Raw genomic sequence first — 20,874 nt, forward strand, 5'->3', positions numbered from 1 at the left:
CTCAGCTCACATGCCCCGTCAAGCGCCGCAGGACGGACACCAGAGAGGCGTCGTCGAAGGGTTTCACGATCCAGCCGGTCGCCCCGGCGTTGCGGGCGCGGGACTTCAGCTCGTCCGAGCTTTCGGTGGTCAGGACCAGGATCGGCACGTTGGTCCGGTTGGGGCCGCCGCGCAGGCTGTCGATCACGCCGAACCCGTCCATCTTGGGCATGTTGATATCCGTGATGACCACGTCCGGATCCACGTCGGGGAAGATGTCGACACCCTCCTGGCCGTCACAGGCAGAGTGAAACTCGAACCCCGCGCCTTCGAGAGAGACGCGCAGAAGATTGCGGATCGTTCGCGAGTCGTCGATTGCCAGGACTTTGGTCGTCATTGCAGCGGTTCCTTGTCGAAATGGTCGGGAGAGAGACCGAGCCTTTCGAGTCCCTCGCGAAAGCTTGGCGCCATGTCGGTGATGTCGAACGGGATGCCGTCCGTTTCCCATTGTTTCCGCGCGACCAGCAGCAGTTGCAGCCGGTGAGAGTCGAGCCGGTTGACCTCGCGCGCCGATATCGTGACCGGCATGCGCCGGGCGTTCAGCAGAAAGGCGACAAGCGGGTCTTCACCGGAGCGGGCCCGGGCCGGACCGAGGGCGTGGAAACTGATGTCTGACATCGCGGGTATGCATCCTTCGTGGCACGGGTGTGGGCCTTGAAACGGCACATCTGACACTCGGCAGGAATAAGGATGCTGCCTTAACAAAGGGTTCCAATCCCCCGTGGCGGCCGCGCGACCATCGGGCCGACGCGACGCGGGACTGTGCAATTTCATGGACGAGGAAGGCAACTGATTGAAATGACGAATAGAAAATTGGCACCCGCAACTAGATCGTGGCCGATCCCCGGCGTCACCTTAAAACCGACAATTCGAGCCATCCGCCCGCTGTTCGATGTCGACCCGTTTTGCACATGGCCCGGCGATGTGGTCCCGGCCAGTCAAAGCGCGTCAGGCCCTTGCCCGCCGTACAGGGCGCCGGGGTCTTTTGTTTTGCCGCGCCGCGAGGCACCTTGTAACGGTCCAAAGGAGGCCCCAGATGCGTCTTGCCAGTTTGCCCCCCTATTCCTGGCGCGCCGATCCGCGTGTTCCGGTCTTTGACGAGACCCGTATCCTTGTGGTGATGGACGGGGACTGCGGGCTCTGCTCGGCGACCGCGCGGCGCATAGCGCGGCTCGACAAGGCGGACCGGGTCCGCATCTGTACGACCCAGACCACGCTGGGGCAGGGGCTGATGCGCCATTTCGGCCTTGATCCGGACAACCCCGATAGCTGGCTCATGGTGCAGGACGGTCGGGCCCGGGCCGGTTTGGACGGGGCGATACAGTTGTTTCCGCAGCTTCATGCGGGCTATGCGCCGCTCAAGGCCCTGTGCCTGCTGCCCGCGCCGCTGCGCGATTGGCTCTATGCCCGTGTTGCCCGCAATCGGTATCGCATTTTCGGCCGCGGACAGGTCTGTGCCTTGCCGGACGAGGCCCTGCGCCGTAAGCTGATCGGGTGACGCCCTATGCGCAAGTGCTGGGGGCGGACCTGGACCGTCTGCCAACGCCCTGCCAGGCTTTGCACCGTGCATTCGGCCGTTTCGAAGGGCGGATCACCGTAGAGCCGGGGCCGTTTCTGGTATTGCGTATGCTTGCGCGGCTGATGGGGCTGCCCGCGGCGACCCCCAATGCCCCTTTGGTGCTGGAAACAGCGCCCACCGAAAAAGGGGCTTGTTGGACACGCAGGATCGGGCCTCAGTGCATGATGTCACAACAGCGCGCCATGCCGGATGGCACATTGGCCGAACAGCTTGGCCCGGTGACATTGGCGGCCAGGCTGGTGCCCGATGGTGCGGGGCTGCGCCTGGAAACCGCTTGGGTGCGCTTTCTGGGCCTGCGATTGCCGCGCTTCTTCTGGCCGGGGGTGCAGGCGCGGGAATGGGCCGAAAGCGGGCTCTATCGGTTCGAGATCGACATCAGGCTGCCGGTTCTGGGTACGCGGCTGATCGCCTATTCCGGCTGGCTCGATCCATTGGCATCCTGATCGCCTGAACGCCGGTCCAGTTCCTCGAACAGGCGCTGTTTCGCGGCAAGATAGCGCGCACCCAGGCTTGCGGCCTTGTTTCCCGGCAATTGTGCCAGCCGGTCGGGATCGGAATTATCGCTCAGATCGGCCAGTTTGACCCGGATGGCCGAGACAGTGCCCTCGCGCGCCAATCGCTCGATCCGCTGTGCATAGGTCATCTCCGGGTCTGGCGATTTCGTCACCGCCTGGACCGTGGCGATCACCTCGGGCGCATAGCCTCGCGCGGAAAGATCCGCCGCGGTGACCTCCGTGTCCTCAAGCAGATCATGCAGCCAGGCGGCATGGCGCTCGACGGTGCTGGCATCCGGGAACAGCCGCAGCAGATGGCGCGACACCCGGACGAGGTGTCCGACGTAGGGCTGGCCGGCCTTGTCCTGCTGCGTTGCGTGCCAATGCCCGGCCCAGGCGGCGCTTTCCTCCAGCGAGGGGTGCTGTTGACAATCCGATCTGCGTGACGTGGCCATCCAGCGTCCTCCAATGGCGGGGCTTGCCGCGGCTTGTGCCCCACTGCCGGGGCCAAGTCCGCGTCCCTTGCCGAAATCTTGGCCTGCAAACGTGGGCGATGCAACTTGCACGCGGTTGTCACATTGCCCCGCTATGCCGGGGTTATAGGGCGAGCAGGAGGCCATGAATGCACGGCAAGGGTGTGCACCTTGAAAGCGTCTCAATCACCTTTCCGAACGGGATCACGGCGGTGCAGCCTACCGATGTGTCCATCGAAGCCGGCGAGTTCTTTTCGATTCTCGGCCCCTCGGGCTGTGGCAAGACGACGATTCTGCGCACCATCGCCGGGCTCGTGGCCCCCGGCGCCGGTCGTGTCCTGATCGGGGGAGAGGACATGGGACGGCAAAGCCCCGGTGACCGGCCCACGGCCCTGATCTTTCAGACCCTCGCGCTGTTTCCAGGAATGAGCCTGCGCGACAACGTGGCCTTCGGGCTGGAAGCGCGAGGGATGCCGCGCCGCAAGCGTCATGCCCGGGCCGAGGATCTGCTGCACCTGATGGGGTTGGATGACAAGGCGGACAAGAAACCTGCCGAATTGTCCGGAAGCCAACCTCTGCGCGTCGCCATCGCCCGCGCCCTGGCCGTCGAGCCCGCAGTGATGTTGCTGGACGAACCTCTCTCAGGACTGGATCGCACGCTGCGCCGCGACATGCGGGCCGAGTTGCGCGAGACCCAGAAACGGACCGGCATCACCTTCATCTATGCCACCCGTGACCCGGGCGATGCATTGGTTATGTCCGATCGTATCTCGGTGATGAACCGGGGGCGGATCGAGCAGGTGGGATCGTCGGACGCCATCTATTCCAACCCCAAGACAGCCTTCGCCGCCAGTTTCGTGGGCGAGGCAAACCGGCTGCCGGGCCGCGTGACCGATGCTGCCGCAGGGCTTGCCACGATCGAGACCGGGCTGGGCCGGTTCCGCGCCCGCAACCCCTCGCAACTGGATGCGGGCGCGCGGGGGATCCTCTTTGTCCGCCCCGAGGCGATGGAGCTGAACCGCAATGACAACGCGGTCAGCGCCGATCTTGTTCGCCGGGACCTCGAAGGCCCTTTCGTGACCCTGCATTTTCAGGCCGGCAGTCAATGTCTCTCGGTCTGTCAGAGCACTCCCGGCGAAACCGCCTTGCCGATGGGGGGCAGTGCCAGCCTCGGTTTCGATCCCACGGCGGCGCTGATCCTGCCGGCGGGAGAACTCTTTGACGCCGGACACGGGATTGCGGCGGAATGAACAGACTGCTGCGCGGCGTCGGCCCGGCCCTGACGCCCTCTGGGCCCCTGTCGTGACCGTCTGGGTGGGACGGCTCATCGTGGCGCTGCAACTGACCTTGCTGGGCCGGTCGCTGGCGTCTGCGCCAGTGCAGGACAGCTGCCATCCAGCTATCGAGGAAGCACACCCCCCGGCCTGACCATCCGTAACTTCGCGGCCTTGATACAGCCCGAACGGCTTGCGATGACATCCGAAACCCGGGATCTGAAAGAGGCGGCGCTGGATCTTGGCGCGTCGCATCTGCGGGTGTTCTTTCGCTTCACCCCGCCGTTTCTGGCGCCCGCGCTGGCCGTGGGGACGGCGATTGACGGCATCGCTTCGATGGAAAGCTACACGCCCACGATGTTTGTAAAGGGGGCTGCACGCCGGCGACAGAGATCGGCGAGATGACACGCCGCCCGGGCGGGCCCTTGCCGGGGGGAGATGCCGCGGGAACGGTCATCCTCATGTTGACCGCCGGGTTTTCCGCGCCCATGCAGTCTTGTGGCATCGTGAGAGCATTTGATCTGCGAAACTCGCCCGGTGTCGTGATCCGTCGTTTCCAGGCAGGGCATTTTTGCAGGCGCCTTGCCCGTTTGGCGGGCAATTGCGTCAGCCATGCTGCGACGCAGCTTGGATGTGATGCGTGCTGCGCCGGGCCTGTGGCAGTGTGGGGCCACCAAGGGGGAGGAGACCAACCGCACAAACGCGAAGGAGTCCTCCCATGTGCCTGACCGCCGAAGCTCTGGCCCTGTTCCTCAACCTGCTGGCCCCGCAGATCATCGAACGCAGCCCCGGACGTTATGTCGTCAATGCAACCGACCGCGAGGCCCATTGGGTCGCGGTCGGGGACAGGTGGTGCACGATGGCGCCACAGATCGACCGGATGGAACGCTTCGCGTCCCTGCGCGCGGACTGACCCACGCCCATTGTTACCAGAGCTGCGCAGGGGCCAGCGGCTTGCCGTTGCGGTTCAGGGCGTCGCGCATCCGCAGCCTTGCGTGGCCAGCAGCGACAAGCGCGCGGCAATCCTCCAGCCCGGCAGCCAGCCAGGCGGCGCTTTCCCGTGTCAGCACCCGGCGGGCAAGGCCGGTTTCGCCCGCGTCTAGCAGGATCTCGGCACTGCGCAGCACCTCCGGCAGCTGCTCCGCCAGTCGCGCCTCCATCAGGCGCCAGTGATCCCAGACCTCGCGCAGCAATGTTTCGTCCTGGAAGGCAAGGTGCATCAGGCGCTTGAACTGGTAGACCGCGCTGTCGGCAACCTCGATCCCCTGCGGCACATGGCTGACGGTATCGGGGTCCTTGTCCTCCTTGCGGCGGTCGAGAAAGCGGTGCGCCTCGCCCGTGGTCAGGTAGCGATGCTGGGCGTATTCGTCCGGCACCTCCGTCTGGCCAAGAAAGACCGGCACCAGCGGCGCCGTCACCGGGCCGACCGGCGCATGCCACATCATCCGCAGGTCCGGATGCGCAGGGTGGACCAGCGGCACCACCTGCCCATAGCCCGCCGTATCGCCGGTCAGGACTTCTGTCTGGATCGCCCAGCAGACATCCGCGAAGGTGATCGGCCCGGCCTCGGCCCGCTTGCGCATCTCGGCCTCGACCCAGGCCATGCCCGCCCAGGGGCCCTTGCCGTCGCCGTAGATGGCGTTGACGTCAAAGGGTGCGCCGGAGGCCGGATCGTACCAGCCCAGGTCGACAGCAGTCCGGATGAAGTGATCCGGGTAGAGAAATGTCTCGTCCGGCTGCAATGGCACCACGCCGACATAGCCGGGGCGAGAGGCACGGATGTCGTCTGCCCCCAGCCGCTCCGCCACCCAGAGCCCCTTGCCGCCCGAGAACTGGATCACCACCCAGGCCTCCTCCGGGTCGGCGATGATATGCGAATTGCCGCCGTAGCAGGAATAGCCGTGCTCGGCGATCAGCGCCGCCATGATCTCGACCCCTTCGCGGGCGGTACGGGCGCGCTCGATCACGATGCGGGCGAGGTCGGAATAGTTTGGGCCGGTCTGGTCCTGCGGCGTCATCTCGATCAGCGCATCGCAGGAGGTCGACCAGATGTCGCGCACCGCCACGCCGTGTTCGTTCAGCCCGCCGTTGGTGATCGGCGCGGGTACGCCCAGGTAATAGCTGTAGCTGACGCGCAGGTGCCGGGCGGTCTGCAGGGCCTGCGGGATCTGCGTCCGGTGGCCCGGCATGTCGCTGTCCGGGCCGACCCCCACGGTGATGCTGCTGCCCGGCGCATGGTCTGCGCGGTCCACGATTTCCAGCCAGTGGCTGGAGGGCTCGTCACCGTATCCGGCCAGCCATGCATGTCCGTCGGCCGTCAGGTTGCGGCCGATGTAGATCCCGTAACTCATGCGGTCTCCGTCAGGTCAGAAGTTGTGCGCAGGGGAAACAGGCAGGCATGCCTGTGGTCCGGCGCGATATGAATGTGTTCAGGTTTCGCCCGGCGGCAGGCCTCCTGCGCCAGCGGGCAGCGGGAGGCGAAATCACAGCCCTTGGGGCGGCGCAACAGACTGGGCACCTCGCCCTCGATCGTGGCCGAAGGCGGGCGCCTGCGGTCCGGATCGGGTTGCGGGACACCCTCGACCAGGGCGCGGGTATAGGGATGCGCGGGCCGGGCGAAAACCTCGGCCGCCGGGCCGTCCTCGACGATGCGGCCAAGGTACATGATGGCAATGCGGTCGGCGATGTGGCGCACCACCGGCAGGTTGTGCGTGATGATGAGGTAACTCAGCCCGTGTTCCGCCTGCAGGTCGGCCATCAGGTTCAGGATTTCGCCCTGCACCGAGACGTCCAGCCCTGCCGTCGGTTCGTCGGCCACGATCAGGCGCGGGTTCAGCGCCAGCGCGCGGGCCACGCCCACCCGCCGGGCCTGTCCGCCCGACAGTTCGTGCGGGTATCGCGACAGGAAACTGCGCGGCAGGCGCACCATGTCGGCCAGCCGTTCGGCCTCGGCATCCAGGTCGCGCCCTTGGGCGCCGTGGATCACCAGCGGTTCGGTGATCAGCGCCCGCACGGATTTGCGCGGCGACAACGAGCCGACAGGGTCCTGGAACATCATCGCCATGTCGCGACGCAGCGGCTTGAACCGCGCTTCGGCCATGCCGGCGATCTCTTGCCCGTCGAACCGAACGGACCCGCCGGAGGCGCCCTGCAGGTTGAGGATCGTGCGCCCCAGTGTCGTCTTGCCGGAGCCGCTTTCACCCACAAGGGCCAGCGTCTCGCCGGGCTGCAGGTCCAGGCTGACGTCCAGCACCGCGTCGACGAAGGGATCGGAAACACCGTTCATCCGCGCCTTGAGTGGCCCCATCGTCCGAAAGCGGACATTTAGGTCATGAACGTCCAACAGCGGCGGCGCGTCGCTGCGCACCTTGGCCGGGGCAAGCCCGCCAAGATCGCGCCCGACCGTGACAACATCGGCGGGCGGCGGCCAGGAGGCATCGGCAAGAGGCCCCTCCAGCAAGTGACAGCGCGCCATGCCACTGCCACGCGCCACCTGCGGCGGGGCGTCCCTGGCGCAATCCGGCATCGCCTTCTGGCAGCGGTCGGCAAAGATGCAGCCCGGCAGCGGGCGGGTCAGGTCGGGAATGTCGCCCGGGATCACAGGCAGCTTGCGGGAAACCTCGGCGATCCGGGCCGGGTCGCATTCCAGCAATGCCCGGGTGTAGGGATGGCGCGCGTTGTGAAAGATCTCGTGGACCTCGCCGGTCTCGACCACCTCGCCCGCGTACATCACCACCACGTCGTCGCACATCTCGGCAATGAGCCCGAGGTTGTGAGACACGACGACGATGGTGGTATCGAAATCGTCGCGCAGGCCTCGCATCAGCCCGATCATCTGCGCTTCCATCGTGACGTCCAGCGCCGTGGTCGGCTCATCCGCCAGCAGCAGGTTCGGCCCGGTCAGCATCGACATGGCGATGCCCGCGCGCTGCCGCATACCTCCGGAAAACTGGTGCGGGTAGGCATCGACGCGGCTGTCCGGATCGGGGATGCCCACGCGGCGCAGCATGTCGACCGCGGCCTTGCGCTTGTCCGCCTCGGACATGGACCGGCGATAGAGGATGTCGGACATCTGTCGCGCGTAGGGCAGCACGGGGATCTGCGAAGTCATCGGATCCTGAAAGACCACGCTGATCTCTTCGCCCCGGATGGCGCGCAGCCCCTCGGCATTCAGTGTCAGCAGGTCGCGGGCGCCATATTCGACACGGCCCGCCGTCACCTCGGCATTGCCCGCCAACAGGCCCAGGATGGACCACAGGATCGTGCTCTTGCCCGATCCGCTTTCGCCGACGATGCCCAGGATGCGGCCCCTGCGCACCGGAAAGCTGATGTCGCGCAGCGCCTTGACCCGGCCCCGGTTGGTGCGGAAGTCGAGCGTCAGCCCCTCGATGTTCAAAAGAATGTCGTTGGTCATCTGTCTTGGCCCCTTACCGGCCACGGCCCATGCGGGGGTCAAAGACGTCGCGCAGCGCCTCGCCCAGGAAGGTAAAGCCCAGCGTCGTCAGGATCAGCGGGATGCCCCCGGCGATCACCATCCAGGGCGCGTCGCGGATCACCAGGTAGCCTTCGTTCAGGATGGTGCCCCAGCTGGCCTGGGGTGGCAGGACGCCGATGCCCAGAAAGCTCAACCCCGCCTCGATGGACACCACCACCGGCACCTCCATCGCCGCCAGGATCAACAGCGGGCCGATCACGTTGGGCATGATGTGCTGGAACAGGATGCGCGGCGTCGACGCCCCCAGCGAGCGTTCCGCCAGGATGAATTCCGTATGGCGCAGCGCCAGTGTCGCGGTGCGGGCGACGCGGCCATAGCTGGGGATCGTGGTCAGGATCACGATGGCCAGCACGACGGTCAGGCTGGGTCCGGTCAGCGCCACGGTGGCCAGTGCCAGGATCACCGCCGGAAAGGAGCGCACCGCGTCGAACATCAGCAGCATCAGGTTGTCCAGCCAACGCGGCCCGTAGCCCGCGATCATGCCCAGAACCAGGCCGATGCTCAGCGAGGCCGAGACGCCGATGGCCGAGATGTACAGCGCCACGCGCCCGCCGTGCAGGATGCGCGAGAAGGTATCGCGCCCCAGTTGGTCGGTGCCCGCGATATGTGCCCAGGTCGGCCCGGACATCCGCGCCGGAATGTCCATCGCGTTGGGATCGTAGGGCGCCAGCCAGGGCGCGAAAAGCGCGCTGGCAAAGAACAGCACCACCAGTACAAGACCGACCATCGCCTGCCAGTCAGTCAGGAAGCGCCACAGCTTTTCGCGCCGCTCGCGGCTGGCGCTTTCGCGGGTTTCGGAGGGGGCGGCGGGGTCAGAGAGAGGAGCGGACACGGGGATCAAGCCAGGCAATGAGAAGGTCAGAAATCAGGACGACGAGGATGTAAAAGCCGGTGGCCACCAGCACGCCCCCCTGGACGATGGGAAAGTTGCGATCAGAGACCGCGTCAAAGATCATCTTGCCGACGCCGGGCCGGGCAAAGATGATCTCGGCGAAGACGGCGGAGGAAATCAGCCCGCCAAAGCCCATGCCGATCAGCGTGATGGTCGGCAGGATCGCCACCCGCAGCGCATAGCCCAGCGCCACGCGGCGCGGCTTCAGCCCAAAGGCGCGGGCGGACCGGATGTAGGGCTCTCCCATCACTTCCAGCATCGAGGCGCGCACCATCCGGGCCAGGTAGCCGACCCAGCCCAGGCCGATGGCGAAGGCCGGCAACACAAGGTGGCTCAATTGATCCGCCAGGTCACCCGGCTCTCCGGCGCCGATGGCGGGCAGCCAACGCAGTTCGAGCGAGAAAAGAAGCAGCGCCCAGATCGACACCAGGAAAGAGGGCACGGCGATCATGCCGACGGAAAAGACGCCCGTCACCCGGTCCAGCCAGGACCCCGGGCGCACCGCGGCAAGGCAGCCCAGCGGCACGCCCAGCAGCACGGCCCAGCCCATGCCGGTGCAGATCAGCGCCAGCGAAAAGCCGATGCGTTCCCCGATCACCGAGGTCACGGCCCTGTTCGAGAACACATCCTGTCCCAGGTCGCCCTGCACCGCGTTGCCGAGGAAGTAGACGAATTGCGTCAGCACCGGTTTGTCCAGGTGCATCCGGGCCGAGTATTCCGCGATGGCCTCTGGCGAGGCGCGGGTGCCCAGGGCCAGGATCGCCGGGTTGCCCGGGATCATGTGCAGCATGGAAAACAGCAGCAGAAGCACCGCCATGACGACAAGTGCCGCAAGGCCCAGACGCTTGAGAAGATAGGTGAACACGGCTGAAAGGCGCTCCGGTATTGGGGCCGCTCGGGTGTCCCGCGCCGCACATGGGCGCGGCGCGGGACGATGGAAGGGGCGGGATCAGACCTGCCGGAACCGATGGTAGTTCAGCTCACCCGAGGGGGCCGCCACGACCTCGATGTCGGTGCGGTGGGCATAGGTCTCGGGCTCGTGGTTGATCCAGACATAGGCGCCGGTTTCGTCCATGATTTCCTGCATGCGGAAATAGATCGCCTCGCGCTTTGCGGTGTCGGTCTCGGAAAGGCCTTCGTCATAGAGGCGGTCGAATTCCTCGTTGGTCCAGCGTTCCCAGTTCCAGACGCCGACCTGTTCCGAGATGAACCACTGGGTGGCTTCATACGGGTCAGGCACGGTGGCAAAGCGCATCAGCCAGAGTTCCAGCTCTTCCCAGGTGTCTCCGGCCTCTTCCATGCCCATTTCCCAGAACGGGCCGCTTTCCATCGGCAGAATCTTGACCGTGATACCGACCGCGGCCAGGTTCGCCTGGATGATCTGCGCGGTCAGCAGGCGTTCCTGCCAGTTCAGCGTCCGCAGGGTCAGTTGCAGGCCGGAAACACCGGCCTCTGCCAGCAGTTCGCGCGCTCTGGCCGGGTCATAGCTGTAGCCGTGGTTCGACCGCGCGCCCAGAAGACCGGGGCAGACGATTCCGTGCGACGGCGCCGAGGTGCCCGCGAAGGCGCCGGCCAGGATGCTGTCCACGTCCACCGCGTGCTGGATCGCCTGCCGCACCTTGAGGTCCTGCAGCTTGGGGTGCTGGGTGTTCATGCCCATCCACATGTATTGCAGCTGGCCGGCGGTGGTGATCGCCGTGTTGTCCGGCATTTCCCGCGAATACCGCGCCAGGCTATCGGGGCCCAGTTCTGTGCAGTCGATCTCGCCTGCCTCGTAGGCCAGTTCGGCGGCCTGTACCTCGGTGATGACATGGCAGACCACGCGGTCAAAGCCCGGGGGCGTGCCGGTCCATTCCGGGTTGCGGTCGAACACCGCGCGCTGACCAGGGGTCGCGCTGTAGGTGTAGGGGCCGCAGACCGCCGGGAATTCCGTGGTGAAACGCCCGCCCGCCGCCTCTGTCGCCGCCTCGCAGACGATTGCGCCAGGGCCGTGGCACAGCGTGACCATGATGAAGGGCGCAAAAGGCTTGTTCAGCACCAGCGTCCCGGTCAGTTCCCCCGTGACCTCGACGGTTTCCAGTGCGTCGAAATAGCCCGACCATTCGCTGTCCTTCATGCGGGCATAGGAATAGGCCACGTCCGAGGCCTTGAGCGTGCCGTGCCCGCCGGACCAGACCAGCCCGGGTGCCAGCTCGAACTCGATATGCGTGTCGTCGACATATTCCAGCCGTGTCACATGCGCCGTCGGCTGCCAGCTGAAGGTGTCGCCGTCGCGGACGTATTCGGCCAGGAAGGGCAGGCACTGTTTCTGCGCCTCGATCTCGGTGCCGCCGACCATGTAGCCGGGGTCGAGGATCGAGTTGTCGCCGTCCAGCCGCAGGTTCAGCACGCGCCCTTCCTGGGCGCGCAACATGCCCACGCCACCGGGAAAGATCCCCGCCGCGCCAAGGGCCGCGGCAGAGGTCATGAAGGTGCGTCGCGTCGTTTTGCTGAGTGTCAAGATGATCGCTCCTGTTGGGGTCCCAACGCCGGGCATGCGGTTTCGGGCGATGCTCCGACGGTCTTTGCAACTCTTTTGTGACGCGAAGGATGAGCGAGTGCCCCGCGCAAGGCAATTTCGCTACCTTACGCGGCTTGACACTGTGGTTGCGTCAGTATGCGATAGGGGCATGTCCAGCTTCAGCTCCAATCTCACGCTCGCCTGCAGCTATCACCGCTCCATTTCCGAGGTCTGCCGCCGGATAGGCATCAACCGGCAGCAATTCAACAAGTACCTGAACGGGCAGGTTCACCCGTCGCGGCACAACATGCGGCGGATCTGCGATTTCATCGGCGTGACGGAATCCGAGATGCTGATGGACGAAAGCCGCTTTGCCCAGGTGATCGGGTTGCGCCGCCAGCCGCTGGACAAGCCGCAGCTGGAACTGCCGATGTTCCACCTGGAAACGCTGTTGGCCCGCAGCAGCCCCGTGGACCGCTACGAAGGCTATTATTTCCGCTACTTCTATTCCTTCGGCAACAAGGGCAGCATCATCCGGTCTCTGGCGCGGATCGTGGTCCGCGACGGGCGCGGCTATTTCAAGAACGTCGAGGTCCTGCGCGATCCGGATAGCCGCCGATGGATCCGGACCAACAAGTATCAGGGCGTGCTGTTTCAGCTGGCGGACCGCATCCAGCTGTTCGAGTACGAGACGATGGAGATGAACTCTGTCACGCAGATGACGCTCTATCCCAGCTACCGCAGCCGTTTGGATTACCTGCTGGGCATCCAGACCGGCGGGCCGACACGGCGCGGGCGCAAGCCAGGCGCCTCGCGCGTGGCGCTGGAATTTCTCGGGACCGACATCAGCGTGCCCCGGGCCATGCGCCAGACCGGGCTGTTCCATCCCGACGACCCGGCGCTGCGGCGCGAGATCGTCGAGGCGATCGGCAACCGGATCGATCCGGGCGCCTATGTTCTGGAAATCGACGAGCCCTGAGGCGGAATGGGGCCCGGCGCCATCGCGGCGCCGGGCCCGGGTCTGGGATCAGGCCGCTGCGGCGCTGTCCGGGGCGAACCGTCCGTAAAAGCTCTGGGTCTTTTCGGCCATTTCGCGCAGCAGGGCAGGGCAGGTGAACCGGGGTCCATGCGCCTCGGCCAATTGGTCACAACGTTCGGCCGCATAGGGCGCACCGATCATGTCCAGCCAGCTCAGCGGGCCACCCGACCAGGGGGCAAAGCCCCAGCCCAGGATCGCGCCCACGTCGCCCTCGCGGATGTCCTCCAGCACGCCTTCCTCCAGCGCGCGCACCGCCTCCAGCGACTGCACGAAAAGCAGGCGGTGCTGCACCTCGATCAGGTCGGGTTGCTCTTCGGCTTGCGGATAGCGCGCCTTGACCACCTCGGACAGGCCGGTGCGCTTGCCCTTCTCGTCGTAGTCATAGAACCCGGCCTTGGCCTTGCGACCCAGCCGGCCCTCGCCTTCCATCCAGAAGATCACCTCGTCGACCTCGCCGTCGGGATAGGCATCACCCATGCCCGCCTTTGTCGCGCGGGCGATCTTGGCGCCCAGGTCGATCGAGGTCTCATCCACCAGTTGCAGCGGACCCAGTGGCATCCCCACCATCTTGGCGGCATTCTCAATCAGGGCGGGGGACACCCCTTCCTTGACCATGCGGATGCCCTCGTTGATGTAGGGGATGATGCAGCGGTTGGCGTAGAAGAAGCGCGCGTCGTTGACGACGATGGGCGTCTTGCGGATCTGGCGCACGAAATCCAGCGCCTTGGCCACCGCGCGGTCGCCGGTTTCCTTGCCCTTGATGATCTCGACCAGCATCATCTTTTCGACGGGTGAAAAGAAGTGGATGCCGATGAACTGCTCTGCGTTCTTCGATGCCTTGGCCAGCTCGGAAATCGGCAGGGTCGAGGTATTGGTGGCAAAGATGCAGTCCGCATCTGTCACCGCGTCTACGGCCCTCGTCACTTCGGCCTTGATCTTGGGATCTTCAAAAACCGCCTCGATCACGAGGTCGCAGCCCTTGAGCGCGTCGTAATCGGTGGTGGCGGTGATCCGGCCCACCATCTCGTCGGCCTTCCCCTGGGTGATCTTCTTTTTCTGCACCCCCTTGGCGGCGTAGTCGGCGCTATAGGCCTTGCCCTTGTCGGCGGCCTCCTGCTTCTGGTCTAGCAGGACCACCTCGATCCCCGCCTGCGCGCTGACCAGCGCGATCCCTGCGCCCATCATGCCCGCGCCCAGAACGCCCAGTTTCTTCACCTTCTGGTCGGGTACATCGGCGGGCCGCACGGCGCCTTTCTCCAGCGCCTCCTTGTTGATGAAGAGCGAGCGGATCATGGCCCCCGAAGAGGGGTTCATCAGCACGTTGGTGAACCAGCGCGCCTCGATCTTGAGCGCGGTGTCGAAGGGCACAAGTGCACCCTCGTAGACCGCCGAGAGCAGCGCCTTGGCCGCCGGGTAAACGCCCTTGGTCTTGCCGTTCACCATCGCGGAGGCGCCAACAAAGGTCATGAAGCCCGCCGGATGGTAGGGCGCGCCGCCGGGCATCTTGTAGCCCTTGGCGTCCCAGGGCTTGACGATGTCGGCATCCTTGGCCTGCAGCACCCATTCCCTTGCCGCCGCCAGCGGATCCTCGACCACCTCGTCGATGACACCGGCCGCCTTGGCCTTTTTCGGGTCGTTCAGCTTGCCCTCCAGCAGCAGCGGAGAGGCCGCCATCGCGCCCATCTTGCGCACCAGCCGCGTTGTGCCGCCCGCGCCCGGAAAGATGCCGACCATGATCTCGGGCAGGCCGATCTTGGCCTTGGGGTTGTCCGCGCAAAAGATCCGGTGCGTCGACAGCGGGATTTCCAGACCGATGCCCAGAGCGGTGCCGGGCAGGGCGGTGGCAATGGGCTTGCCGCCCTTCAGGGTCTTGGGGTCCATGCCCGCCCGCTCGATCTTGCGCATGATGCGGTGCGCATTCATGATCCCGTCGAACAGGCCCCTGGCCGGATCGTCGCCCGCCATGTCCTTCATCCTGGCGATGACCTTGAGGTCCATCCCCCCGGCAAAGCTGTCCTTGCCCGAGGTGATGACGACACCCTTGACCGCATCGTCGGCCAGCGCGGCATCAATCAGCTGGTCCAGTTCGTCCCAGGCCTCCAGCGTCATCACGTTCATCGACTTGCCGGGGCAGTCCCAGGTGATGACGGCCACGCCATCGGCGCTGGTTTCCATCGTGAAATCAGTCATGCTCACTCTCCAGTGTCTTTCGGGGGGCGCCCGGTCCAGTCGTGGTGGCCACGGGCGTTGAGGATTGCCGACATGCGCCATCCTTCGGGATCGGGATGCAGAAGCGCCGTCGACGTGTAGGGATCGACCATGCGGGTGCCGTTACGCATCAGGTGCGTGCGATAGGTTGCAAGGACGGTGCCGTCCTCGCAGTGTTCGACACCCAGCGGTTCGCGATGGACGAAATTCAGGCCCATCGCCTTGACCGCCTCCAGGTAGAGGCGAAAGTTCCGGACGATGTCGCCGTCGGATTTCAGCGTGACCGGGCCAGCGCCGGTCACCATGCTGAACGGCAGGCGAATGCGTGCCCGCCATCTTGCAATCTGCCCGCTCATGAAGGGCGCAGAGATATCGTCAATGAACTCGGCGAAATCGCTGTCGGTGAATAGGGCAGAGGTCATGGATCTGACACCTCGCCACCGTCCCGGCGCAGAAAACGCATGTCGCCGTCCGCGACCTCGACCTTCAGGTCGTGGTCCGGGTACCAGCCGGTTTCCCGCTCTGTCCGGGTGCCCACCACCACGAAGGCGCCATCGGCCTCCGACCGGTTGACGATGTGGTGCCCGTTCGGATCGCCTGCCGGAAAGGCACAGCAATCGCCGGGCGCAAGCGGGGTCTCACCGTGATCGTCCACCAGCGTCAGCGCGCCCTGGGTGACGACCAGGAATTCGTCCTGGCGTTCGTGCCAGTGCCGCAGAGAGGACATGGCCCCGGGCGCCAGCCGCACCAGGTTCGCGCCGAACTGGGTCAGCCCGGCGGCATCGCCCAGCCTTTGCTGGCTGCGGCCCGCCATCGCCGCGTCGTGCGGAGGCGGGTAGGATGAGCCTGTCCTCACAGGCACGGTGAAAAGGTCGATTTTCGGCATCAGCTCTCTCCCTTGTCGGGCTGGGCCTCGCGGCGCCGCAGATGTTCCATCAACTGCGGGCCGACCATCGTCAGGTCGCTGTTCCGCATCTGGCGGTCCAGGTCCAGCGCCTTCCAGTCGTCCCCCTGCAGTTCGATCAGCTGCTCGCAGGGGGAGCGCTCCATCAGGTAAGAGCCGCCGCGCAGCAGGTAGGTCCTGTGTTGTCCCCGGATGCGCTGGCCGGTCGGGTCGGTGAACTCTGCCTTGATGCAGATGCGGTGATATTCGGTCGTTCCCAGCCGCCGGAGACTGTCAGGTTGTTCGCGCAGCATGACCAGCAGGTCTTCCAACCGCTCTATACGTTGCGAACTGTCCTGGGTGTGAACCGCGCAGGGCTCCGCGATGTGACAGCCGATCCTGTCGAGGTCGCCTGCAAAGAACATCCGGCTGCCCACGTCCAGGTTTGCCTGGTAGATTTCCGCAGCACTTTGCACCGTCATACCCGTTCTCCCGGACCGTAACCTTTCGCGTCCCCCGGTCCGTCCGGCAGGGTCATGTGACCGATCGGATGCATGACCGAGGTCATGCGCCAGTTGAGGTCGGTGCCCATCTCGATGCTCATGGCGCTCTTGTAGGCGGGGATGACCAGTTGTTCCGCGCTCAGGATATGGGTCCGATAGGTGCCGTGGATCCGTTTTTCGCCGATGATCTCGGCGGACTGGACGCGGCGCACGATGTCACTGACCGATTGCACCCGCAGCCGCGTGACCGAGCGGCTGAAATCCTCCTGCATCTGCTGGATGTCCGAGATCAGCATGGCACCTTCGCTGGCCTGCAGGAACAGTGGCAACTGGACCGCTGCCATCAGCAGGTCGAACCTGTCTTCCATGTAGGCCCGCGTCACCCGGTCCAGGTGGTTCTGAAAGATCGCTTCGGCCGCGCCGCCGGCGCCCTGCGCCCGATAAGGACCACCCCCGCTCAGCAGCGCCTGCCCGTGGGCGCTTTCCGCGGAAATCGTGTATTGCGTTCCGCCGATCAGCCACCGCTCGCCCTCGCGCAGGAGGCGCGACATGGTCAGGATCGGCGTGTTCAGCAGCTTGCCCGATTTGGACAGCATATGCGTGACATGGCAGCTGCGTATCTCGTCCGGGCCATCGAACAGGGCGACCTCGATCCAGCGGTCCAGACGGTGCAGCCCGATTTCTGCGTAATGCGCCTGGATCTGATCGAAGGTCCGGCGCAGGTCCTCGTCGCTGCGCAGGGTGCGGGTTCCGCCGATTGTCGCAATGGCCTGCGGCAGTCGGAAATTTCTGCGGAACAGCTCGAAATCGCCGGTGGTCAGCGCATCGCCCGTGGCCGCCAGAAGGCTGGCGGCCACGTCGTGCGCGGTATCCGGCGACAGGTTCATGGGCGGGCCTCAGATCCGCTCGATGATGGTGGCGGCGCCCATGCCGGAGGCGATGCAGAGCGTGGCCAGCCCGGTGCCCTTGCCGGTGCGTTCCAACTCGTCCAGCAGGGTGCCCAGGATGATCGCCCCGGTGGCGCCCAGCGGATGGCCCATCGCGATCGAGCCGCCGTTGACGTTGACCTTGCTGTCGTCCACGTCGAAGGCCTGCATGAAGCGCAGTACCACCGAGGCAAAGGCCTCGTTCACCTCGAATAGGTCGATGTCGGAGATCGACATGCCGCTGTCCTTCAGGATCTTCTCGGTCGCGGGGACCGGGCCGGTCAGCATGATCGTGGGGTCGGTGCCGATCTTGGCGGTGGCGCGGATGCGCGCGCGCGGCGTCAGCCCGTATTTCTCGCCGAACTCCTTGTTGCCGATCAGCATGGCGGCAGAGCCATCCACGATACCCGAGCTGTTGCCCGCATGATGGATATGCTCGATCCGCTCAAGGTGCGGATATTTCATCAGCGCGACCTTGTCGAAGCCGGGCATGACCTCGCCCATGTCCTTGAACGAGGGTTTCAGCGCACCCAGCGTCTGCATGTCGGTACCGGGCCGCATGTACTCGTCGTGATCGAGGATCGGCAGGCCGTTCACGTCGCGCACGGTGACGACGGATTTCTCGAACCGCTTGTCCTCCCAGGCGGCGGCCGCCCTGCGCTGGCTTTCGACCGCCAGGGCATCGGCGTCATCGCGGGAAAATCCGTATTCAGTGGCGATGATGTCGGCGCTGATGCCCTGCGGGACGAAATAGCTTTCCATCGCCAGGCTGGGATCGACGGCAATGGCCGCCCCGTCGCTGCCCATGGCGACGCGGCCCATCATCTCCACGCCGCCGGCGATATAGCCCATGCCCGCGCCGCCGCGGACCTGGTTGGCGGCCAGGTTCACCGCTTCCAGCCCCGAGGCGCAAAAGCGGTTGATCGCCAGACCCGGGATGGACTCGTCAAGATCGCTTGCCAGCACCGCCGAGCGCGCCAGGCAGCCGCCCTGTTCGCCGACCTGGGTGACATTGCCCCAGATCACGTCCTCGACCGCGTGGCCGTCGAGCCCGTTGCGGTCCTTGACGGCGTTCAGCACTTGCGCCGACAAGCGCAGCGAGGTCACTTCGTGCAGCGCGCCATCCTTGCGGCCCTTGCCGCGCGGTGTGCGGACGGCGTCATAGATAAATGCGTCGGTCATCTTGGGTCCTTCTTCATCAGGTCCGGTCCGCGGGGGAGCCGGGCATCAGGTCATAAGGGGCCTTCCAGCCGGGAAGGCCCTGGATGTTCGTCAGCCAGCGGTCGACGGCCGGCCAGGCGCTGCGGTCGAAGCCGAAGGGTTCCGGGTAGAAGAGATAACCGCAACAGGTCAGATCGGCATTGGTCGGGGCGTCGCCCACGATCCAGTCGCGCCCCTCCAGGTGGGCATCCAGGATCTGGTAGGCGGACTTGAGGCGCCCCTGATTGAAGGCGATCACCTCGGCCGGCCGCTTGTCTTCGGGCAGGAAGTTCATCAGGAAGCGGGTCATCCCGGCCATCGAGCTGAGTTTGTGGTTGTCCCAGAGCACCCAGCGCAGCACTTCGCGCCTTTCCTCGGGTGTCGTGCCGCCGAAATGCCCGTAGGTCTCGCTCAGGTACTGCTGGATGACGCCGGATTGTGTCAGCCGGGTTTCGCCATCGACCAGCACCGGGCATTCGCCCATTTCGTTCACCTCGGCGCGATATGTTTCGCTCCGCGTTTCACCGTTGAAGAAATCGACCTGCACTGGCTGCCAGTCCAGCCCGGCGAGTTGGAGCGCCAGTGCCGCCTTGTAGGAATGTCCCGACTCGCCAAAGCAGTAGAGTTTCATCGTCATGCGCCGCGCCTCCCGTTGCGCTTTTTGTCGTCCGTTTCGCCGCGGGGGTTTCACACCCCCGCACCCCCGTGGGAGTATTTTTCCCAAGAAGAAGCACACAGGCCCTTCCCGGATAACCGCGCGTTAAGGTTAACGCGCCTAATCTCGTGTTGCGGTACAGGCTGGGGAGCCGATGACCGCCCAAGGAGAAGCCCCGTTCCTAGCCAAAGGCGCGGGCACTGCAGGAAGGTCGACTGCTGCCCGGACGTGCGGGTCCGATGTGCGACCTTCCTGTTTCTTCTTGGTCAAAATACCCCAATCCTCCGTATCCGTTCGCGCCTCGTTCAGAGCGACCGCGCGATCAGTTCCTTCATGATCTCGTTGGTGCCGCCGTAGATCCGCTGCACCCTTGCATCCGTCCACATCTCGGCCACGGCATATTCCTGCATGAAGCCGTAACCGCCGTGCAGTTGCAGGCAGTCGTCCAGGACCTCGCCCTGCGTGTCGCTCAGCCAGTACTTTGCCATCGCCGCCTTTTCGACCGTCAGTTTGCCTTCAAGGTGTTCGGCGATGCAGGCGTCGAGAAAGGCGCGAGCCACGGTCGTCTTGGTCTGGCATTCCGCCAGCTTGAAGCGCGTGTTCTGGAATTGCATCAGTGGGCCGCCGAAGGCCTCGCGTTCCTTGCAATAGGTGATCGTGCGCGCCACCGCGCCTTCCATCGCGCCTACGGCGCCGCAGCCGATGATCAGACGTTCCTGCGGCAGTTGTTGCATCATCTGGTAGAAGCCGCGGCCTTCTGCCCCGCCCAGCAGGTTTTCCGGCGCGATCTCGACATTGTCGAAGAATAGCTCGGAGGTGTCCGCCGCGTGGCAGCCGATCTTTTCCAAATTGCGGCCCCGTGAAAACCCCTCGGCGCCCTCGGTTTCGACCACCACCAAAGAGACGCCTTTCGCACCCTCGGCAGGGTCGGTCTTGGCCGCCACGATCACCAGGTTGGCGTGCTGGCCATTGGTGATGAAGGTCTTTTGCCCGGTCAACCGATAGGCGTTGCCGTCGCGGATGGCCCGCGTGCGGATGCCCTGCACATCCGACCCGCCCGAGGGTTCGGTCATTGCCAGGGCGCCCACGATCTCGCCGGAAACCATCTTCGGCAGCCAGCGTTTTTTCTGCTCTTCGGTGCCGTAGGCCAGGATGTAGTGCGCCACGATGCCCGAGTGGATGCCATGCCCCCAGGAGGCGAGGTTGGCGCGGGCGGCTTCCATCAGGATCACCGCCTCATGCCCGAAATCGCCGCCGGCGCCGCCGTATTCTTCGGGGACAGAGGGGCAGAGCAGGCCCAGCTCCCCGGCCTGTTGCCAGGTCTCCGGGTCCATCTGGCCCTGCTTGCGCCACTTGTCGTAGAGCGGCGTCCATTCCGCCTCGATGAACCTGGCCGTCATCTCGGCCAGCATGGCGTGTTCGTCTGTCATCCAGTCGCGCGGCATCCGGGCTCCTATTTCTTGCGCTCGTCGAGGTCGGCGTTGAACAGGCGCAGCCGATGGGCCAGCGCCTCGCTGTCGGTCACGCTCTCGAAATGTTCGAAGAGGAAGGACAGGGCCTCGCCCTCGTCCAGCCCGGCCTCGTGGGCAAAGGATTTCAGCTTGCGATAGCCGTCCTCGGTCATGGCGACCGGGAAACGGCGGGTCAGGCGAAAGCGTTTGGGCATGGGTCCTCCGACGTCAGGGGCGCCGGGCGGTGTGATCCGCCACGGGCG

23 protein-coding genes are annotated in these 20,874 nt (G+C 65.3%); 6 read left to right on the forward strand and 17 right to left on the reverse strand.

Translation table 11 applies throughout. The features are described from left to right. Position 1: 1 nt before the first annotated feature. Both G9Q80_RS11040 and G9Q80_RS11045 read right to left on the reverse strand, forming a co-directional pair. Positions 2 to 376: a response regulator gene (locus G9Q80_RS11040; protein ID WP_043146082.1), complete on the reverse strand. Its 375-nt coding sequence runs from the start codon at positions 374 to 376 to the stop codon at positions 2 to 4. Further along, on the reverse strand, positions 373 to 657 hold the full coding sequence (locus tag G9Q80_RS11045) for an STAS domain-containing protein (RefSeq protein WP_043146084.1): 285 nt from the start codon (positions 655 to 657) through the stop codon (positions 373 to 375). Before G9Q80_RS11045 ends, G9Q80_RS11040 begins: the two co-directional genes overlap by 4 nt. Before the next feature lie 418 nt (positions 658 to 1,075). Here G9Q80_RS11045 and G9Q80_RS11050 point away from each other — a divergent pair, with 418 nt between their 5' ends. Continuing rightward, positions 1,076 to 1,537 carry a thiol-disulfide oxidoreductase DCC family protein gene (locus G9Q80_RS11050; protein WP_043146087.1) on the forward strand — a complete coding sequence of 154 codons (462 nt, stop codon included), beginning with the start codon at positions 1,076 to 1,078 and terminating at the stop codon, positions 1,535 to 1,537. A gap of 14 nt (positions 1,538 to 1,551) precedes the next feature. Then, the gene (locus G9Q80_RS11055) at positions 1,552 to 2,061 is read left to right on the forward strand and encodes a DUF4166 domain-containing protein (RefSeq protein WP_232788271.1); all 510 of its coding nucleotides are present in this window, start codon (positions 1,552 to 1,554) and stop codon (positions 2,059 to 2,061) included. Here G9Q80_RS11055 and G9Q80_RS11060 read toward each other — a convergent pair. Further along, a complete protein-coding gene (locus G9Q80_RS11060; RefSeq protein ID WP_157903862.1) occupies positions 2,028 to 2,567 on the reverse strand; it encodes an HD domain-containing protein in 540 nt (179 codons plus the stop codon). The two genes, G9Q80_RS11055 and G9Q80_RS11060, sit on opposite strands and share 34 nt — an antisense overlap. A 167-nt stretch (positions 2,568 to 2,734) precedes the next feature. On the opposite strand from G9Q80_RS11060, the gene G9Q80_RS11065 reads away from it, so the two are divergent. The 3 genes from G9Q80_RS11065 (at position 2,735) to G9Q80_RS11075 (ending at position 4,772) form a co-directional block, all read left to right on the forward strand. Next, a complete protein-coding gene (locus G9Q80_RS11065) occupies positions 2,735 to 3,835 on the forward strand; it encodes an ABC transporter ATP-binding protein (protein WP_088716063.1) in 1,101 nt (366 codons plus the stop codon). Positions 3,836 to 4,057: 222 nt separating this feature from the next. Next, positions 4,058 to 4,264 carry an ABC transporter permease subunit gene (locus G9Q80_RS27860; RefSeq protein WP_088716062.1) on the forward strand — a complete coding sequence of 69 codons (207 nt, stop codon included), beginning with the start codon at positions 4,058 to 4,060 and terminating at the stop codon, positions 4,262 to 4,264. Between the two features lie 313 nt (positions 4,265 to 4,577). Beyond that, complete coding sequence (locus tag G9Q80_RS11075) at positions 4,578 to 4,772, forward strand: hypothetical protein (RefSeq protein ID WP_088716061.1); 195 nt, start codon at positions 4,578 to 4,580, stop codon at positions 4,770 to 4,772. A gap of 13 nt (positions 4,773 to 4,785) precedes the next feature. On the opposite strand, the gene G9Q80_RS11080 is transcribed toward G9Q80_RS11075, so the two are convergent. From G9Q80_RS11080 to G9Q80_RS11100, 5 genes are all read right to left on the reverse strand, one after another. Beyond that, entirely contained in the window at positions 4,786 to 6,210 is a 1,425-nt protein-coding gene (locus G9Q80_RS11080) for a C69 family dipeptidase (protein WP_088716060.1), read from the reverse strand. Beyond that, on the reverse strand, positions 6,207 to 8,273 hold the full coding sequence (locus tag G9Q80_RS11085) for a dipeptide ABC transporter ATP-binding protein (protein ID WP_088716059.1): 2,067 nt from the start codon (positions 8,271 to 8,273) through the stop codon (positions 6,207 to 6,209). Before G9Q80_RS11085 ends, G9Q80_RS11080 begins: the two co-directional genes overlap by 4 nt. A gap of 13 nt (positions 8,274 to 8,286) precedes the next feature. Beyond that, positions 8,287 to 9,186 carry an ABC transporter permease gene (locus G9Q80_RS11090; RefSeq protein ID WP_232788262.1) on the reverse strand — a complete coding sequence of 300 codons (900 nt, stop codon included), beginning with the start codon at positions 9,184 to 9,186 and terminating at the stop codon, positions 8,287 to 8,289. Continuing rightward, complete coding sequence (locus G9Q80_RS11095; protein WP_088716058.1) at positions 9,167 to 10,111, reverse strand: ABC transporter permease; 945 nt, start codon at positions 10,109 to 10,111, stop codon at positions 9,167 to 9,169. Before G9Q80_RS11095 ends, G9Q80_RS11090 begins: the two co-directional genes overlap by 20 nt. Positions 10,112 to 10,195: 84 nt before the next feature. Further along, complete coding sequence (locus tag G9Q80_RS11100) at positions 10,196 to 11,746, reverse strand: ABC transporter substrate-binding protein (RefSeq protein WP_157903861.1); 1,551 nt, start codon at positions 11,744 to 11,746, stop codon at positions 10,196 to 10,198. 169 nt (positions 11,747 to 11,915) lie between these two features. On the opposite strand from G9Q80_RS11100, the gene G9Q80_RS11105 reads away from it, so the two are divergent. Then, complete coding sequence (locus G9Q80_RS11105) at positions 11,916 to 12,725, forward strand: helix-turn-helix domain-containing protein (protein ID WP_074623530.1); 810 nt, start codon at positions 11,916 to 11,918, stop codon at positions 12,723 to 12,725. 48 nt (positions 12,726 to 12,773) lie between these two features. Here the strand turns inward: G9Q80_RS11105 and G9Q80_RS11110 are convergent, their stop codons facing one another. The 9 genes from G9Q80_RS11110 to G9Q80_RS11150 all read right to left on the reverse strand — a co-directional run bounded on the left by G9Q80_RS11110 (position 12,774) and on the right by G9Q80_RS11150 (position 20,826). Next, on the reverse strand, positions 12,774 to 14,975 hold the full coding sequence (locus G9Q80_RS11110) for a 3-hydroxyacyl-CoA dehydrogenase NAD-binding domain-containing protein (RefSeq protein WP_088716056.1): 2,202 nt from the start codon (positions 14,973 to 14,975) through the stop codon (positions 12,774 to 12,776). Between the two features lie 2 nt (positions 14,976 to 14,977). Beyond that, positions 14,978 to 15,415 carry a hypothetical protein gene (locus G9Q80_RS11115; protein ID WP_043146101.1) on the reverse strand — a complete coding sequence of 146 codons (438 nt, stop codon included), beginning with the start codon at positions 15,413 to 15,415 and terminating at the stop codon, positions 14,978 to 14,980. Beyond that, entirely contained in the window at positions 15,412 to 15,879 is a 468-nt protein-coding gene (locus G9Q80_RS11120) for a cupin domain-containing protein (protein WP_088716055.1), read from the reverse strand. The genes G9Q80_RS11115 and G9Q80_RS11120 overlap by 4 nt, the downstream gene beginning before the upstream one ends. After that, on the reverse strand, positions 15,879 to 16,358 hold the full coding sequence (locus G9Q80_RS11125; RefSeq protein WP_088716054.1) for a hypothetical protein: 480 nt from the start codon (positions 16,356 to 16,358) through the stop codon (positions 15,879 to 15,881). The genes G9Q80_RS11120 and G9Q80_RS11125 overlap by 1 nt, the downstream gene beginning before the upstream one ends. Then, positions 16,355 to 17,266, reverse strand: coding sequence for a hypothetical protein (locus G9Q80_RS11130; RefSeq protein ID WP_069209706.1), 912 nt, complete (start codon positions 17,264 to 17,266; stop codon positions 16,355 to 16,357). Before G9Q80_RS11130 ends, G9Q80_RS11125 begins: the two co-directional genes overlap by 4 nt. Positions 17,267 to 17,275: 9 nt before the next feature. Continuing rightward, the gene (locus G9Q80_RS11135; protein ID WP_088716053.1) at positions 17,276 to 18,487 is read right to left on the reverse strand and encodes an acetyl-CoA C-acetyltransferase; all 1,212 of its coding nucleotides are present in this window, start codon (positions 18,485 to 18,487) and stop codon (positions 17,276 to 17,278) included. A 16-nt stretch (positions 18,488 to 18,503) separates the two neighbouring features. Next, on the reverse strand, positions 18,504 to 19,142 hold the full coding sequence (locus tag G9Q80_RS11140) for a glutathione S-transferase family protein (RefSeq protein ID WP_088716052.1): 639 nt from the start codon (positions 19,140 to 19,142) through the stop codon (positions 18,504 to 18,506). Positions 19,143 to 19,465: 323 nt separating this feature from the next. Beyond that, entirely contained in the window at positions 19,466 to 20,605 is a 1,140-nt protein-coding gene (locus G9Q80_RS11145) for an acyl-CoA dehydrogenase family protein (protein ID WP_088716051.1), read from the reverse strand. 8 nt (positions 20,606 to 20,613) lie between these two features. Further along, the gene (locus G9Q80_RS11150; RefSeq protein ID WP_069209703.1) at positions 20,614 to 20,826 is read right to left on the reverse strand and encodes a hypothetical protein; all 213 of its coding nucleotides are present in this window, start codon (positions 20,824 to 20,826) and stop codon (positions 20,614 to 20,616) included. Positions 20,827 to 20,874: the final 48 nt, after the last annotated feature.

Source organism: Mameliella sp. LZ-28 (assembly GCF_012274245.1).
In the GTDB taxonomy this organism is placed as follows: domain Bacteria; phylum Pseudomonadota; class Alphaproteobacteria; order Rhodobacterales; family Rhodobacteraceae; genus Antarctobacter; species Antarctobacter albus.

What these genes read in the sequence shown, in the direction of transcription:
- G9Q80_RS11040 (WP_043146082.1), bottom strand. Translation starts at nt 376, where the DNA reads ATGACGACCAAAGTCCTGGCAATCGACGACTCGCGAACGATCCGCAAT.
- G9Q80_RS11045 (WP_043146084.1), bottom strand. Translation starts at nt 657, where the DNA reads ATGTCAGACATCAGTTTCCACGCCCTCGGTCCGGCCCGGGCCCGCTCC.
- G9Q80_RS11050 (WP_043146087.1), top strand. Translation starts at nt 1,076, where the DNA reads ATGCGTCTTGCCAGTTTGCCCCCCTATTCCTGGCGCGCCGATCCGCGT.
- G9Q80_RS11060 (WP_157903862.1), bottom strand. Translation starts at nt 2,567, where the DNA reads ATGGCCACGTCACGCAGATCGGATTGTCAACAGCACCCCTCGCTGGAG.
- G9Q80_RS11065 (WP_088716063.1), top strand. Translation starts at nt 2,735, where the DNA reads ATGCACGGCAAGGGTGTGCACCTTGAAAGCGTCTCAATCACCTTTCCG.
- G9Q80_RS27860 (WP_088716062.1), top strand. Translation starts at nt 4,058, where the DNA reads ATGACATCCGAAACCCGGGATCTGAAAGAGGCGGCGCTGGATCTTGGC.
- G9Q80_RS11075 (WP_088716061.1), top strand. Translation starts at nt 4,578, where the DNA reads ATGTGCCTGACCGCCGAAGCTCTGGCCCTGTTCCTCAACCTGCTGGCC.
- G9Q80_RS11080 (WP_088716060.1), bottom strand. Translation starts at nt 6,210, where the DNA reads ATGAGTTACGGGATCTACATCGGCCGCAACCTGACGGCCGACGGACAT.
- G9Q80_RS11085 (WP_088716059.1), bottom strand. Translation starts at nt 8,273, where the DNA reads ATGACCAACGACATTCTTTTGAACATCGAGGGGCTGACGCTCGACTTC.
- G9Q80_RS11105 (WP_074623530.1), top strand. Translation starts at nt 11,916, where the DNA reads ATGTCCAGCTTCAGCTCCAATCTCACGCTCGCCTGCAGCTATCACCGC.
- G9Q80_RS11110 (WP_088716056.1), bottom strand. Translation starts at nt 14,975, where the DNA reads ATGACTGATTTCACGATGGAAACCAGCGCCGATGGCGTGGCCGTCATC.
- G9Q80_RS11115 (WP_043146101.1), bottom strand. Translation starts at nt 15,415, where the DNA reads ATGACCTCTGCCCTATTCACCGACAGCGATTTCGCCGAGTTCATTGAC.
- G9Q80_RS11120 (WP_088716055.1), bottom strand. Translation starts at nt 15,879, where the DNA reads ATGCCGAAAATCGACCTTTTCACCGTGCCTGTGAGGACAGGCTCATCC.
- G9Q80_RS11125 (WP_088716054.1), bottom strand. Translation starts at nt 16,358, where the DNA reads ATGACGGTGCAAAGTGCTGCGGAAATCTACCAGGCAAACCTGGACGTG.
- G9Q80_RS11130 (WP_069209706.1), bottom strand. Translation starts at nt 17,266, where the DNA reads ATGAACCTGTCGCCGGATACCGCGCACGACGTGGCCGCCAGCCTTCTG.
- G9Q80_RS11135 (WP_088716053.1), bottom strand. Translation starts at nt 18,487, where the DNA reads ATGACCGACGCATTTATCTATGACGCCGTCCGCACACCGCGCGGCAAG.
- G9Q80_RS11140 (WP_088716052.1), bottom strand. Translation starts at nt 19,142, where the DNA reads ATGACGATGAAACTCTACTGCTTTGGCGAGTCGGGACATTCCTACAAG.
- G9Q80_RS11145 (WP_088716051.1), bottom strand. Translation starts at nt 20,605, where the DNA reads ATGCCGCGCGACTGGATGACAGACGAACACGCCATGCTGGCCGAGATG.
- G9Q80_RS11150 (WP_069209703.1), bottom strand. Translation starts at nt 20,826, where the DNA reads ATGCCCAAACGCTTTCGCCTGACCCGCCGTTTCCCGGTCGCCATGACC.